Here is a 13,118-nt window from a genome sequence, read left to right on the forward strand (position 1 = left end):
CATTTTCCATCCTACCTCTTCCACTTTACATCCGCTTTCGGCGAAGTAATACCTAAAATTAACATCCCGGCGTGAATAATATCAGCCGTTTTTTTGCTCAGGTTTAAACGGAACTGTTTCGTTTCACCTTCTTCGGTTTTTACGATTGGTGGCACCTCATGGTAAAATTTATTGAATAGTTTCGCCAGTTCGTATAGATAGTTGGCCAAACTTGCCGGACTATAAGCTTTAGCCGCAATAGCAATTTCTGCAGGGTATTTGGCCAGTTGCAGAATCATTTCCAATTCTACTGCTGATATTCCTGAAAAATGCTCGCTACCCACTGTGAACTTATAATCGGTTTTACTTAGTAAAGATTTTATCCTTGCATGCGTATACTGAATAAAAGGACCTGTATTACCTTGAAAATCAATACTTTCAGCAGGATTAAATAACAAACGTTTCTTAGGCTCCACCTTTAAAAGAAAATACTTTAAAGCCCCTAAACCAATATTTTTATACAGTTCTTCTTTATCATCTTCACTAAAATCGTTGGTTTTACCCAATTCTTCCGTTTTTTCGCGGGCGGTAGTAACCATGCTTTCAATTAACTCGTCGGCATCTACAACAGTTCCCTCACGGCTTTTCATTTTACCGTTTGGCAAATCTACCATTCCATACGAAAGGTGATATAAACCTTTCGCCCAGCTTTTGCCCAGTTTTTCTAAAATCAGAAACAATACTTTAAAGTGGTAATCCTGCTCATTTCCCACAACGTAAATCGACTCATCCATATTGAAATCGTCGTGTTTCATCTCAGCAGTTCCTAAATCCTGGGTAATGTAAACGGAAGTGCCATCAGCACGCAAAACTAATTTTTGGTCTAAACCATCGGCAGTTAAATCAATCCATACCGAACCATCTTCCTTTTTAAAGAAAACGCCTTTTGCTAAACCTTCATCAACTGTTCCTTTCCCTAACAGGTAGGTATTGCTTTCGTAATAAAATTTATCAAAATCAACTCCCAGGTTTTTATATGTAACATTAAAGCCAGCATATACCCATTCGTTCATGGTTTTCCAAAGCGAAACCACTTCTTCATCCCCTTGCTCCCATTTCAAAAGCATGTGTTGCGCTTCTTTAATTAATGGGGCATTTTTCTTAGCTTCCTCTTCTGTTTGTCCTTCAGCTTTTAAATCATCAATTTCTTTTTTGTATTCTTTATCAAAAATTACATAGTATTTGCCAACCAGGTGATCGCCTTTTAAACCGGTACTTTCTGGCGTTTCGCCATTGCCCCATTTTTGCCAGGCCAACATCGATTTACAAATGTGGATGCCACGATCGTTCACCAAATTTACTTTCACTACATCGTAACCGTAAGCTTTTAGCAGTTCTGAAACCGAATAACCCAACAAGTTATTACGTACATGCCCAAGGTGAAGCGGCTTATTGGTATTTGGCGAAGAATATTCTACCATTACCTTTCTACCGTTCGGTGCAAAAACGCCAAAATTGGGCGATAAGATTTCTTCGTTAAACTGTTTTAAGAAATAACTTTCGGCAATGCTTAAGTTTAAAAAGCCTTTTACCACATTAAATTTAGTAATATCGGCTACGTTAGCAACCAAATATTCGCCAATTTCTGTAGCGGTTTGCTCTGGCGATTTCTTCGAAATTTTAGTAATCGGAAAAACAACTATAGTTGCTTGTCCTTCAAATTCTTTACGGGTTTCTTGTATGTTGATTACACTTTCGGCTATCTCTTCTTTATAAAGTTCAGAAATGGCTTTTTGTGTTTCGGCAATAATAAAATTCATGCGCCAAAAATATGTAAAAAAGGTGGAAGGTGAAAGGTTTAAGGTGGAAGCTTTTCGAGCTTTTAAAGGGTTTGGAAAGCTAATATAGTGCCGGTCGGTTCCGATAGTCCTTCTTTCCGCTATAGTCCCGATTGAAGGAATCGGGAGTTGTCGCTTCAATAAGGTTTAAGGAGGTTAGTTTTGTGCAATAAATAAACCTATCTCCATATTGGTCTATCTCAAATCTATCAACTCAATTCTCTTATCTGAATTTTTCTAATAGATTTGCAATAACTAACTTTTTTATGAGCGAGCAGAACCAAAATTTTAAAGTGAGCGTAAATACCGAAATCGGTCGCTTGCGTAAATTATTGATACACAGTCCGGATAGTGGATTAGGCAAAGTGGTACCTTCTAAAGCGCAGGATTGGCTTTTCGAAGATATTGTACATTTAGATACTATCCGTAAAGGTGAATATGATTATTATATTAAGCTATTAATGTATTTTCTTGATCCTAATAAGATTAAAGGAAAATTGGCCGAAATAGATTCAGAAGCCTCCGCACGTAATTTTTATAAACCCAATCATCCTGATTTTCATAATTCTACATCTGTAATCGAGATTCAGAATTTGTTAAGTGAAATGCTGGAGAATGAATCTATCCGCAAAAAACTGGTTGCTGCTGTTTGTGCGATTGAAGGCTGTACTTACAAAGTGCAGTTAGCATTAACCAATACCGATCCAAAGCAATTGGCAGAGATTTTCATTTCAGGTACTTTGGCCAACGATACCATGATTTTTGCGCCGATTCCCAATTTAATTTTTACCAGGGATGTGGGTACAACAATCAATAACCACATCCTGTTAAATAAACCTGCAAAAAAAGCCCGCGTAAGAGAGACGCTTTTAATGCGCTATATTTTCTTCAATCATCCTCTGTTTGAGGGCTATCGCAATAACATTCTTGAAATTCCGGATGTTACCATGCACTTTTTACGCCCGGGAGATGAACCTGCTTTCAGCACCACGTTGGAAGGTGGCGACGTGATGATGGTGAGCCCTAACCATGTGCTGATTGGTTGTAGTGAAAGAACCTCAGAACATGGCGCCAACGAAGCGATAAAATTGTTGTTCGATCAGGATGTGGTAGAAAAAGTTACGGTGGTTAAAATACCAAGCAAACGTGATTATATGCACCTAGACACCGTTTTCACGCAGGTTAAGCGCAATACCTGGGTAATTTTGAATTCTATTGCCCATTCGCCTAAATATAATCCTTACGAGCCTATTAATTTTTTAAAAGAGCCCGAAAAATTAGAAGCTACCACCGCAATTCAGTTTACGAAAGCAAAACCACAGGAGCCAAAGCACTTCGAACATGTAGAAGCTTTATTGGATGATATTAGTCAGAACGATTTAAAAAGTACCGAACCAACACAGATCATCTATAGCGGAAACAATCAGTTCCCTTACGATTCTCGTGAGCAATGGACGGATTCTTGCAACCTTTTAGCCATTAAAGAAGGTGTTGTTTTAGGTTACGATAGAAATGATAAAACCGTTGAAGCCTTTAAAGCTGCTGGCTTTGATGTAGTGGATGTGAAAGATTTGATTGAGGATTTAGAAAGTGGCAAAGTAAATGCGGAAACCATAACCGATACATTGATTTTAATGCCTTCGGCAGAACTATCGCGTGCCCGTGGTGGTTTTCATTGTATGAGTCTGCCAATTTTAAGAGACAATTTATAAATTTACCCATCGTCATACCGAATTTATTTTGGCATCTTAATAAAAAGATTTCCTGAAATGAATTCATAATGACGCATAAAGAAAAGGAATGCAAACAACCAACCATATCCTCATGATCCGTCCCGTTGATTTTAAATTCAACACACAAACGGCCGGAAATAATAAGTTTCAAATTCTATCTACAGAAACTGATGTGCAAAAAGCGGCTTTACAAGAGTTTGATGCCTTTGTAGATTTATTAAGAAAAAATAATGTTGATGTAACGGTTATAGATGATACTTTACAACCCGAAACACCTGATTCCATTTTCCCAAATAATTGGGTTTCTTTTCATGATGATGGCTCAGTATATCTTTACCCGATGTTTTCTGAAAACCGCCGCTTAGAGCGAAGGAAAGAAATTCTGGATGGCTTAAAAGAAAAATTCGAAGTAAACCACATCAGCGATTTAAGCTTTTACGAACAGCAACATGCTTTTTTAGAAGGTACAGGAAGTATGGTATTGGATCGTACCAACAAAATTGCTTATGCCTGTTTAAGTGTGCGCACTGATGAAGAAGTGTTGAACAATTTCTGTATGCTAACCGGATATGAGCCAGTAGCTTTTCAAGCCGTTGATGGATCAAATTTCCCAATTTACCATACCAATGTGATGATGTGCATTGGCGATCGCTTTGCGGTTATCTGCCTGGACTCCATTAAAGATCCGGAAGAAAAATTAAATGTAACCATCAGTTTAAAAGGAAGTGGGAAAGAAATCATTGAAATCAGCCTTGAGCAAATGAACAAATTTGCAGGTAATATGCTACAGGTTACCAATGTGGATGATGAAAGTTTATTGGTGATGTCTGAGCAAGCTTATCTATCTTTAAACACCGAACAGATAACTGCACTTGAACAATACAGCAGAATCATTTACGCACCACTTTACACGATCGAAAAAAATGGCGGCGGCAGTGCAAGGTGTATGCTGGCTGAGATACATTTGCCAAGTAGATCGTAGCTGTAAAAGATTAGCTCGTTAGCCAACAATCATGTGAATGAGTTATATAATGAAATGTTGTAAAAATCAGTCGTTATTTCTACTGGAGCGCAGCGAAATGGAGAAATCTTTGAACTGTATTTATCCCTCGCCATGGTTCGTGTCTCCACGAACCATTTTTAGTTTTGCCACGGAAGCTCGGACCACACGGAAAATCTATCGCGTTAGCTAACTCGCTATTCAAACTTCAAATAGCAGCACCGGGCTGATTTAATAAACCTGATCGGAATGAACACGAGTGCAACGAAGTAAAATGAAGAGCAGGAATAACCCCAACCTATAAAACAGAAACCTGCTTTCCAAATGATCAGAAAACAGTCTCTCTCTAATTCCGGCGAAATGACAATCTATTTACTTCTCCCCTTTTACAATCATCTATTCCGATTAGTTTTATTACTTTCGCCAAAAATCCAGTATCAATATGTCTTTAGCACAAGAATTACAATCCCGTTCGGGCAATAAATGCGAATTATGCTCGGCTGAAACCAATTTATCGGTGTACGAAGTACCGCCAACCAGCAATGCCAATAGCGATAATAGCATTTTAGTTTGTAAAACCTGCTTAAACCAGATTGAAAAAACCGAACAGCTTAATCCCGAACATTGGAAAATATTAACGGAAACCATGTGGTCGGAATTTGCCCCTGTTCAAGTTGTTGCCTGGAGAATGTTGAGCAGATTGAGAAATGAAGGTTGGGCAGCAGATAGTTTGGATATTTTATACCTTGAAGAGGAAACTTTGGATTGGGCTAAAAAAACCGGCGATCACGAGCAAGATGGAACAGTAGAATTTCATCAAGACAGTAACGGAACGCGCTTATTTGAAGGCGATACCGTGGTATTGGTTAAAACCCTTGATGTTAAAGGATCAACTTTGAGCGCTAAATTGGGTACCGTAGTCAAAAATATCCGTTTGGTTCATGATAATACTGAGCAAATTGAAGGTAAGGTTGAAGGACAAACCATTGTAATTTTAACCAAATACCTTCGCAAAGGATAAAGTATTATTTTAGGTTTGATAAGACTGCTTGTTTTCAAACCAAAATAAAAGCACAGTTTTTGCAAAATATACCTGGATCGGAACGATCATCCCATTCTTACAAGGATACAGTTTAGCGCAGGGCCAACCTAAACCCATAAAAATAGTGACTTGCTTTAAAAACGCTTAACCCTATTCTATACAAAGCACTGATTTACAGGTAATTATTTAAAAATAACTACACATTTCCTTACTAAAACAATTTACCAATATTTTTTGTAGTTAAGCTAAGCGTTTCCTTACAGTAAAAATATTTTTATTAAAGATTAATTCTCGATTTAAAATTACATTTTTGCAAAAATTATTTAAAAGTAAATGCAGAGTTACTCAGAATTTCTTGATCTAAGTGTTGGTTTCCCTCAAGAGGGTTTCGATGTTATAGATGATGAGTTATATTTTCAGGATTTAAACCTGATGGAAATGATCGAAACTTACGGTACTCCCCTACGTTTCACCTACTTACCAATGGTGAGTAAGAAGATTCAGCAGGCGAAGATTCTTTTCCAGACCGCTATTTTAAAGAACAATTATCGTGGCGATTACAAATATTGCTACTGTACAAAAAGCTCGCATTTTAAGCATATTGTAGAAGAAGCTTTAAAAAACAACATCCACTTAGAAACTTCTTCGGCTTTTGATATGCCAATGGTTGATGCCTTGGAGAAAAAAGGTGTGTTAACGAAAGATACCACCATTATTTGTAACGGCTTTAAAACCTATCAGTACAAACAATATATCATTGATATGTTGCATGATGGTTATACCAATATTATCCCGGTTTTAGACAATAAAGAAGAGTTTAATCTTTTTGATGATGAGGTTGATATTGATACCCCTTGTAACCTAGGTATCCGTATTGCTGCTGAGGAGCAACCTGATTCGCAATTTTATACTTCGCGCTTAGGTGTGCGTATGGAAGATATTATTGATTTTTACAATAACAAAATCGTTCATAATCCTAATTTCAGGGTTAAATTATTACACTTTTTCATCAACTCAGGAATTACAGATTCACCATACTATTGGAATGAGTTAGAAAAATACGTAACACTTTATTGCAAGTTCAAAAAAATTAATCCTGATTTAGATACCCTGGATATCGGTGGTGGAATGCCATTTAAAGATTCTTTAGTATTCGATTTCGATTACGAATATATGGTAAATGAAATTGTAAAAAGGATTAAAGAAATCTGCGCTATCCACGAAGTAATGGAGCCAGATATTATTACTGAATTTGGTAAATATACGGTTGCTGAGGCTTCTGGTATCCTTTACAAAGTATTGGGCCGTAAACAGCAAAATGACCGTGAGCGCTGGTTAATGTTGGATGGTTCTTTCATTACAAATTTACCTGATGTTTGGGCACTAAACCAAAAATACATTTTATTGCCAATCAATAACTGGGATGCTGAATATGAGCGGGTTAATTTAGGTGGAATAACCTGTGATGGACAGGATTATTATAACCAGGAAGCACATATGAACAGCGTATTTATGCCTAAAACACGTAAAGTTCAGTATTTAGGCTTCTTCCATACCGGGGCTTACCAGGAGGTACTAAGCGGTTATGGTGGTATTCATCACTGTTTATTGCCTAGCCCGAAACATGTTTTAATCCGCAGAAACCGCGATGAAAGTTTCAATTTTGAGGTTTTTGGAGAAGAACAAAACAGCAAGCAAGTATTGAAGATTCTGGGTTACTAAATCAGTCACAGTTCTCAATCTGAGATACACAAAAAACAAAGTCAAACATTACAAAACATACAAATACCCCGGTTTTTTTACTGGGGTATTTTTTTTATATTTGAGTATGGCACATGAACAAATTAAGTTATTCGATCGGATCATTGCAACAGATGGTTTGATGGGAGGAAGACCTACCGTACGTGGGTTAAGATTCCCAGTTTCTGATGTACTGGAATTATTGGCAAGCGGCATGAGTGAAGATCAAATATTAGAGGAACATCCCATCCTCGAGAAAGAAGATATTAGAGCGGTTCTCTTGTATAGCGCACAAAAAGTAAATGAGGATTTAATGTATGAATAATTGGGAAATTTGGACCGACACCAATATATCCCCTATTATTGCCAAATGGCTTTCAGAATACACAAATTTTAAAACCAAATCTTCTTTTAGTCTAAACTTACATTCGGTAGATGACTTTACCATTTTTAGAATGGCTCAAATTAAAAAGAATGTTATAATTATATCCAAGGATTCAGATTTTAAAGAATTAATCGATTGGTTTGGTGCTCCTCCCAAGCTTATTCTTATTAAATTCGGCAATTGTTCAAATAAACTTTTTTGGCAAAAATTAGAACCAAAGATTAATTCAGCATTAGAAGTTCTTTTAAATAAAAAAGAGGAAGTAAATGTAATAAGTATCACTTAATAAATTTTTAAATGCAATTCGGTAAAGTAGACGACCCTTCGATTATAGATTATACCCTCCCTGCGGATGCTCCTGAAACGGAAGCAGTTTTGGCAGCAAATAAACCAAAACAATCATTTAAAGCTTATGTAGGCTGTGCAAAATGGAATAAGGCCGACTTGAAAGGTTTTTATCCAAAAGGAACAAAAGATGAATTAACTTATTATTCTACACAATTTAATTCGATTGAGCTCAATGCTACATTTTATGGAATGCCAACCAGCGAGCAAGTAATTACCTGGACGCAAAAAACACCGGCAGATTTTAAGTTCTTCCCAAAACTGACCAATACCATCAGTCACTTTAAAAGATTAATCAACGTTAAAGAACCTGTAGAACAATATTGCGATGCCATCAGTAATTTTGAAGATAAATTAGGAATGGCTTTTCTTCAATTGCATGATAATTTTAAACCCAAAGATTTCGAAAGGTTAAAAATTGTAATTAATGAGTTTCCTAAAGTAATTCCTTTAGGGGTTGAAGTCAGAAATACCGAATGGTTTTCAAACCCTGCTATTGCCAATGAATTTGCACAGTTATTTCAGGAAAATGGCATTTCAAATATTATTGTTGATACTTCTGGCCGAAGAGATATGCTCCACATGCGTTTAACTACCCCAACAGCTTTTGTGCGCTTTGTAGGTGCAAATGATGATGAAATTGATAAAAAACGTTTAAACGACTGGATTGAAAGAATTGTAACATGGAAAGAACAAGGTTTACAAAACCTATATTTCTTTGTACACCAGAATGTTGAGCTTTCCTCACCTTTGTTTTCTGCTTATTTTACAGAGAAATTGAATAAAGCTGTAGGAACAGATTTAAAAATTCCGGTTATGGCAAATCAGGCTTCACCAAGCTTATTTTAGTTTTTTGGCACGTCATTCCTGCGTATGCGGGAATCTTAATGCATTCTACACCAGGCATTAAGATTCCCAATCAAGTTGGGAATGACGACTTCACTAAATTATTTTATCTTGTAAACCGTTTCTGTAGCTTTTGCTTCTTCACCTTCCGGAGAAACATTAAAGGCGGTTAAGATAAATTCATTATCTGTAATAATTTCCAAAGTTGTTCTCCAGCCCCAAAGCTGCTCACCATATTCCGGATTGCCGTATTCGCCAAAAACAGAAAAACCTTTTGATGTAACCTCACCGCTCGAAAGCATAATCTGCGTACCCATGTGGAAACTATCTATCCAACTTGTTGTAAATCTTTGGTAAGGAATATCGAAACCGATAATCATTTTGCCTTCAAAAGCCTTTCCTTCTAAACTTCCCTGGTAATCAAGAGAAATAAAACGGTTACCCAAAATTGAAGTAATTTTTGCTTCAACTGGAGATTCATCTGCGAGCACATCCTTTTCGAACCAGGTTTTGGTTGTCCCTTTCCAGGTGCCTATTAAACTTTGAAGCTGTTGGTGAGCGCCGTCTGCTAAAGATTGCTCAAATTTACTTTTCGCCATAATCCAAACTTATAAAAATTTAAGTTGTAATGTTTAATTGTTTGCATAGGAGATTTTGAAATCAAAATTGTAAATTGTTAACAGAAACCTATTTATATTATGCTAAAGGCGTTAGATCTCAATCAGGTTATGGTTATCGATATCGAAACTGTACCACAATACCCATCTTATCAAGATGTACCTCCTCAATTTCAAGAACTTTGGGATCAAAAAACGCATTATCAGCGAAATTCTGAACAAACGGCAGAAGAGTTTTACGAAAAAGCCGGAATAATGGCTGAATTTGGAAAAATCATCTGCATCAGCATGGGGATTTATAATGAGAACGAAAAATCAAGTACTTTGAGAATCAAATCCTTATTTGGTGACGATGAAAAGGAAATATTGCAACAATTTTCATCATTATTAAGTAAACAGATACCAACCTTAATGTTTTGTGCACACAATGGAAAGGAATTCGATTTCCCCTATATTTGCCGCAGGTTACTCGTAAATGGAATTGAAATACCTGTTCAGCTACAACTTTCAGGTAAAAAACCTTGGGAAGTAAATCATATTGATACGATGGAACTCTGGAAATTTGGCGATTACAAACATTTTACCTCTTTAAATTTATTGGCAGCAATTTTGAACATTCCCACACCTAAAGATGACATTAATGGCGCTCAGGTAAGGCAGGTTTATTATGAAGAAAAAAATCTCGATCGGATTGTTACCTATTGCCAGAAAGATGTAATTACTACCGCCCAGGTACTGTTAAAATTTAAAGGTATGGATGTTATTCCAGCAGAAAACATTACAATTGTAGCCTAATGTTAAACGTTGCGCATTTAAATATCGATTTTTATAACCAAGATGAGAAAACTTGGTTTAAAGCTGTAAAACAGATTAGTTTTAATGTAAAAAAAGGAACTGTTTTAGGTATTGTTGGCGAATCAGGCTCCGGGAAGTCGGTAACCTCTTTCTCCATTATGCGTTTACATGATAAAAAATCAGCAAAAATCACCGGAGATATCGAATTTGAAGACATTAGTTTGCTCAATCTCAGCTCAAACGAAATCCGTCAGATCAGGGGAAATCAGATTTCAATAATTTTCCAGGAACCTATGACTTCTCTAAATCCAGTTTTTACTTGTGGTGAACAGGTGGCTGAAGCCATTATGCTGCATCAAAAAGTGGATAAAACTGAAGCAAAAAAACATACCATCGCACTTTTTAACGAAGTGCAGTTACCACGACCAGAAAAAATTTTCGACAGTTACCCTCACCAAATATCAGGCGGACAAAAGCAAAGGGTAATGATTGCCATGGCATTAAGTTGCGATCCAAAATTATTAATCGCCGACGAACCTACCACAGCTTTAGACGTTACTGTTCAGAAAACAATTTTACAGCTCCTGTTAAAACTGAAACAGGAACGGAATATGGCAATGATTTTTATTTCTCACGATTTGGGGGTAGTAAATGAAATTGCCGACGAAGTTGCCGTAATGTACAAAGGTGAAATTGTAGAGCAAGGACCGGCAAAATCAATTTTCGAAAACCCTCAACATCCATATACCAAAGGTTTACTCGCCTGCAGGCCCTCCCCTAACTTACAATTAAAGAAATTGCCTATCGTGGCTGATTTCCTTACCGGAAAGATTGAAGATGCTTCAGCACATTTACAAGCAGCAAATCAATTAACTACAACTGAAATTGAAGCGCGAAGGGAGAAATTGTATGCACAACAACCTTTGCTCCAGATTAAGAATTTATGTACCTGGTATCCTATAAACCAGGGTATATTTGGCAAAACAACTGATTATGTTAAAGCTGTTGATAATTTAAATTTCGAAGTGTTTCCTGGCGAAACCTTAGGTTTGGTTGGTGAATCTGGCTGTGGTAAAACTACGCTGGGGCGTACCATTTTAAGATTGATCCAGCCAACATCTGGCGAAATCATATTTAATGGAGATGATATTACACACATTTCAAAAAATGATCTGCGAAAATTAAGGAAAAACATTCAAATCATTTTTCAGGACCCCTATGCTTCACTAAATCCTAAATTAAGTATAGGTCAATCGATATTAGAACCCTTACAAGTTCATAAACTACACCACAACGATGCCGAACGTAAACAAAAGGTGTTGGAATTGTTGGATAAAGTAGGTTTAAAAGCTGAACATTATAACCGGTATCCACATGAGTTTAGTGGCGGGCAACGACAGCGGGTAGTAATTGCCAGGGCTTTGGCTTTAAAACCTAAATTCATCATCTGTGATGAATCCGTATCCGCCCTGGATGTTTCCGTACAGGCCCAGGTTTTAAACCTCATTAAGGATCTTCAGCGCGAATTTGGACTTACCTATATTTTCATTTCTCATGATTTAGCCGTTGTAAAACATATTTCAGATCGGATATTGGTTATGAATAAAGGAAAAATTGAAGAAGAAGGTTTTCCTGAACAAATATTCTATAGCCCAAAAGCAGAATACACCAAAAAATTAATCGCCGCCATTCCTGGAAATTAATAGCTATGCCTAAGCAAAAAATATTTTTGTTAATCATACTCTTTTTACTTTGTTTTAACTGCATTGCTCAACAAAATACGTTGGTTACAGTTATAAAAAGAGAGAGTATTTTTGAGCATGCACCATTTGAAGCCTGCCATGCCTCTACACTTTGCGAGCTGAAAAAAGGCACAATAATGGCCGCCTGGTTTGGCGGAAAACATGAAGGAAGTAACGATGTTGCAATTTGGATAGCAACACAAGAACATGGCAAGTGGAGTACACCCATTAAAATTGCCACAGGCATAACAAGCGATAACCTTCCGATAGCCTGTTGGAACCCTGTATTGTTTAAAACCAGAAACGGAACTTTATTTTTACATTATAAAGTTGGTGCAAACCCCAGGGCATGGTGGGCAGAATATAAAACATCAAATAATGAAGGCAAAACCTGGTCGGCTGCTAAAAAGCTTCCTAGGGGTTTTTAGGTCCGATAAAAAATAAACCTGTTCAGCTTAAAAACGGAACAATTCTATATCCATCAAGCACCGAGAGCTTAGATGAAAAAACATGGAAAATTCACATTGAAAAATCTGATAGTGATGTAAAAAACTGGAAGAAAATTGAAATCAATTGTGATACTTTCGGAGTAATACAACCCTCTATTTTAACTTATCCGAACGGAAAATTACAGTTATTGTGTAGAAGCAGGCAAAATGTAATTGTAGAAAGCTGGTCGGAAGATAATGGCGAAAACTGGTCTAAACTAAGTGCCACAACTTTGCCAAATCCAAATTCAGGAAGCGATGCAGTTACTTTAGCGGATGGAAGGCAATTGTTGATTTACAACCCTTTAACATCAGGAAAAAATTGGTGGGAAGGCAGATCAATTTTGAAATTAGCTATTTCTGCAGATGGAAAAAATTGGCAGGACATTTACACTTTGGAAAAGCACGACAAAGGTGAATACAGCTACCCAGCAATTATTCAGGACAAAAAAGAAAACATACATTTAACCTACACAGCAGAAAGAAAAAAGATTAATTATGCTGAGATTAAGTTAAGCACGGGCTTGTAGCTTATAAGCCGCTACGATTAACCGGAAATAGGGTTAAA

13 protein-coding genes are annotated in these 13,118 nt (G+C 36.8%); 11 read left to right on the forward strand and 2 right to left on the reverse strand.

All coding sequences use genetic code 11. The features are described from left to right. Positions 1 to 11: 11 nt before the first annotated feature. Entirely contained in the window at positions 12 to 1,799 is a 1,788-nt protein-coding gene (gene argS, locus AC0IWE_RS07490; RefSeq protein WP_471792574.1) for an arginine--tRNA ligase, read from the reverse strand. A gap of 284 nt (positions 1,800 to 2,083) precedes the next feature. Between argS and AC0IWE_RS07495 the strand changes: the two genes are divergently transcribed. The 7 genes from AC0IWE_RS07495 to AC0IWE_RS07525 all read left to right on the forward strand — a co-directional run bounded on the left by AC0IWE_RS07495 (position 2,084) and on the right by AC0IWE_RS07525 (position 8,911). After that, on the forward strand, positions 2,084 to 3,529 hold the full coding sequence (locus AC0IWE_RS07495; RefSeq protein WP_471792575.1) for an arginine deiminase family protein: 1,446 nt from the start codon (positions 2,084 to 2,086) through the stop codon (positions 3,527 to 3,529). Positions 3,530 to 3,617: 88 nt separating this feature from the next. Then, positions 3,618 to 4,532 carry a citrulline utilization hydrolase CtlX gene (gene ctlX / locus AC0IWE_RS07500; protein WP_471792576.1) on the forward strand — a complete coding sequence of 305 codons (915 nt, stop codon included), beginning with the start codon at positions 3,618 to 3,620 and terminating at the stop codon, positions 4,530 to 4,532. 460 nt (positions 4,533 to 4,992) lie between these two features. Beyond that, positions 4,993 to 5,571 (forward strand): PhnA domain-containing protein, encoded by a 579-nt coding sequence (locus tag AC0IWE_RS07505; protein WP_471792577.1) that lies wholly within the window; start codon positions 4,993 to 4,995, stop codon positions 5,569 to 5,571. A 354-nt stretch (positions 5,572 to 5,925) separates the two neighbouring features. Further along, a complete protein-coding gene (locus AC0IWE_RS07510) occupies positions 5,926 to 7,314 on the forward strand; it encodes an arginine decarboxylase (RefSeq protein ID WP_025146786.1) in 1,389 nt (462 codons plus the stop codon). Positions 7,315 to 7,420: 106 nt separating this feature from the next. Then, positions 7,421 to 7,657, forward strand: coding sequence for a DUF433 domain-containing protein (locus tag AC0IWE_RS07515; protein WP_082458783.1), 237 nt, complete (start codon positions 7,421 to 7,423; stop codon positions 7,655 to 7,657). Next, complete coding sequence (locus AC0IWE_RS07520) at positions 7,650 to 8,003, forward strand: DUF5615 family PIN-like protein (protein ID WP_055910253.1); 354 nt, start codon at positions 7,650 to 7,652, stop codon at positions 8,001 to 8,003. Before AC0IWE_RS07515 ends, AC0IWE_RS07520 begins: the two co-directional genes overlap by 8 nt. 11 nt (positions 8,004 to 8,014) lie before the next feature. After that, on the forward strand, positions 8,015 to 8,911 hold the full coding sequence (locus AC0IWE_RS07525; protein WP_471792578.1) for a DUF72 domain-containing protein: 897 nt from the start codon (positions 8,015 to 8,017) through the stop codon (positions 8,909 to 8,911). Positions 8,912 to 9,009: 98 nt separating this feature from the next. Here the strand turns inward: AC0IWE_RS07525 and AC0IWE_RS07530 are convergent, their stop codons facing one another. After that, positions 9,010 to 9,507 carry a DUF1579 domain-containing protein gene (locus tag AC0IWE_RS07530; RefSeq protein ID WP_471792579.1) on the reverse strand — a complete coding sequence of 166 codons (498 nt, stop codon included), beginning with the start codon at positions 9,505 to 9,507 and terminating at the stop codon, positions 9,010 to 9,012. Between the two features lie 99 nt (positions 9,508 to 9,606). On the opposite strand from AC0IWE_RS07530, the gene AC0IWE_RS07535 reads away from it, so the two are divergent. The 4 genes from AC0IWE_RS07535 (at position 9,607) to AC0IWE_RS07550 (ending at position 13,080) form a co-directional block, all read left to right on the forward strand. Next, entirely contained in the window at positions 9,607 to 10,320 is a 714-nt protein-coding gene (locus AC0IWE_RS07535) for a 3'-5' exonuclease (protein WP_471792580.1), read from the forward strand. Then, positions 10,320 to 12,023, forward strand: a complete 1,704-nt coding sequence (locus AC0IWE_RS07540; RefSeq protein ID WP_471792581.1) for an ABC transporter ATP-binding protein — start codon at positions 10,320 to 10,322, stop codon at positions 12,021 to 12,023. Before AC0IWE_RS07535 ends, AC0IWE_RS07540 begins: the two co-directional genes overlap by 1 nt. Positions 12,024 to 12,103: 80 nt before the next feature. Then, the gene (locus tag AC0IWE_RS07545) at positions 12,104 to 12,490 is read left to right on the forward strand and encodes an exo-alpha-sialidase (protein ID WP_471792582.1); all 387 of its coding nucleotides are present in this window, start codon (positions 12,104 to 12,106) and stop codon (positions 12,488 to 12,490) included. A gap of 41 nt (positions 12,491 to 12,531) precedes the next feature. Next, the gene (locus tag AC0IWE_RS07550; RefSeq protein ID WP_471792832.1) at positions 12,532 to 13,080 is read left to right on the forward strand and encodes an exo-alpha-sialidase; all 549 of its coding nucleotides are present in this window, start codon (positions 12,532 to 12,534) and stop codon (positions 13,078 to 13,080) included. Positions 13,081 to 13,118: the final 38 nt, after the last annotated feature.

The sequence above is a fragment of the Pedobacter sp. AC402 genome, assembly GCF_979252805.1.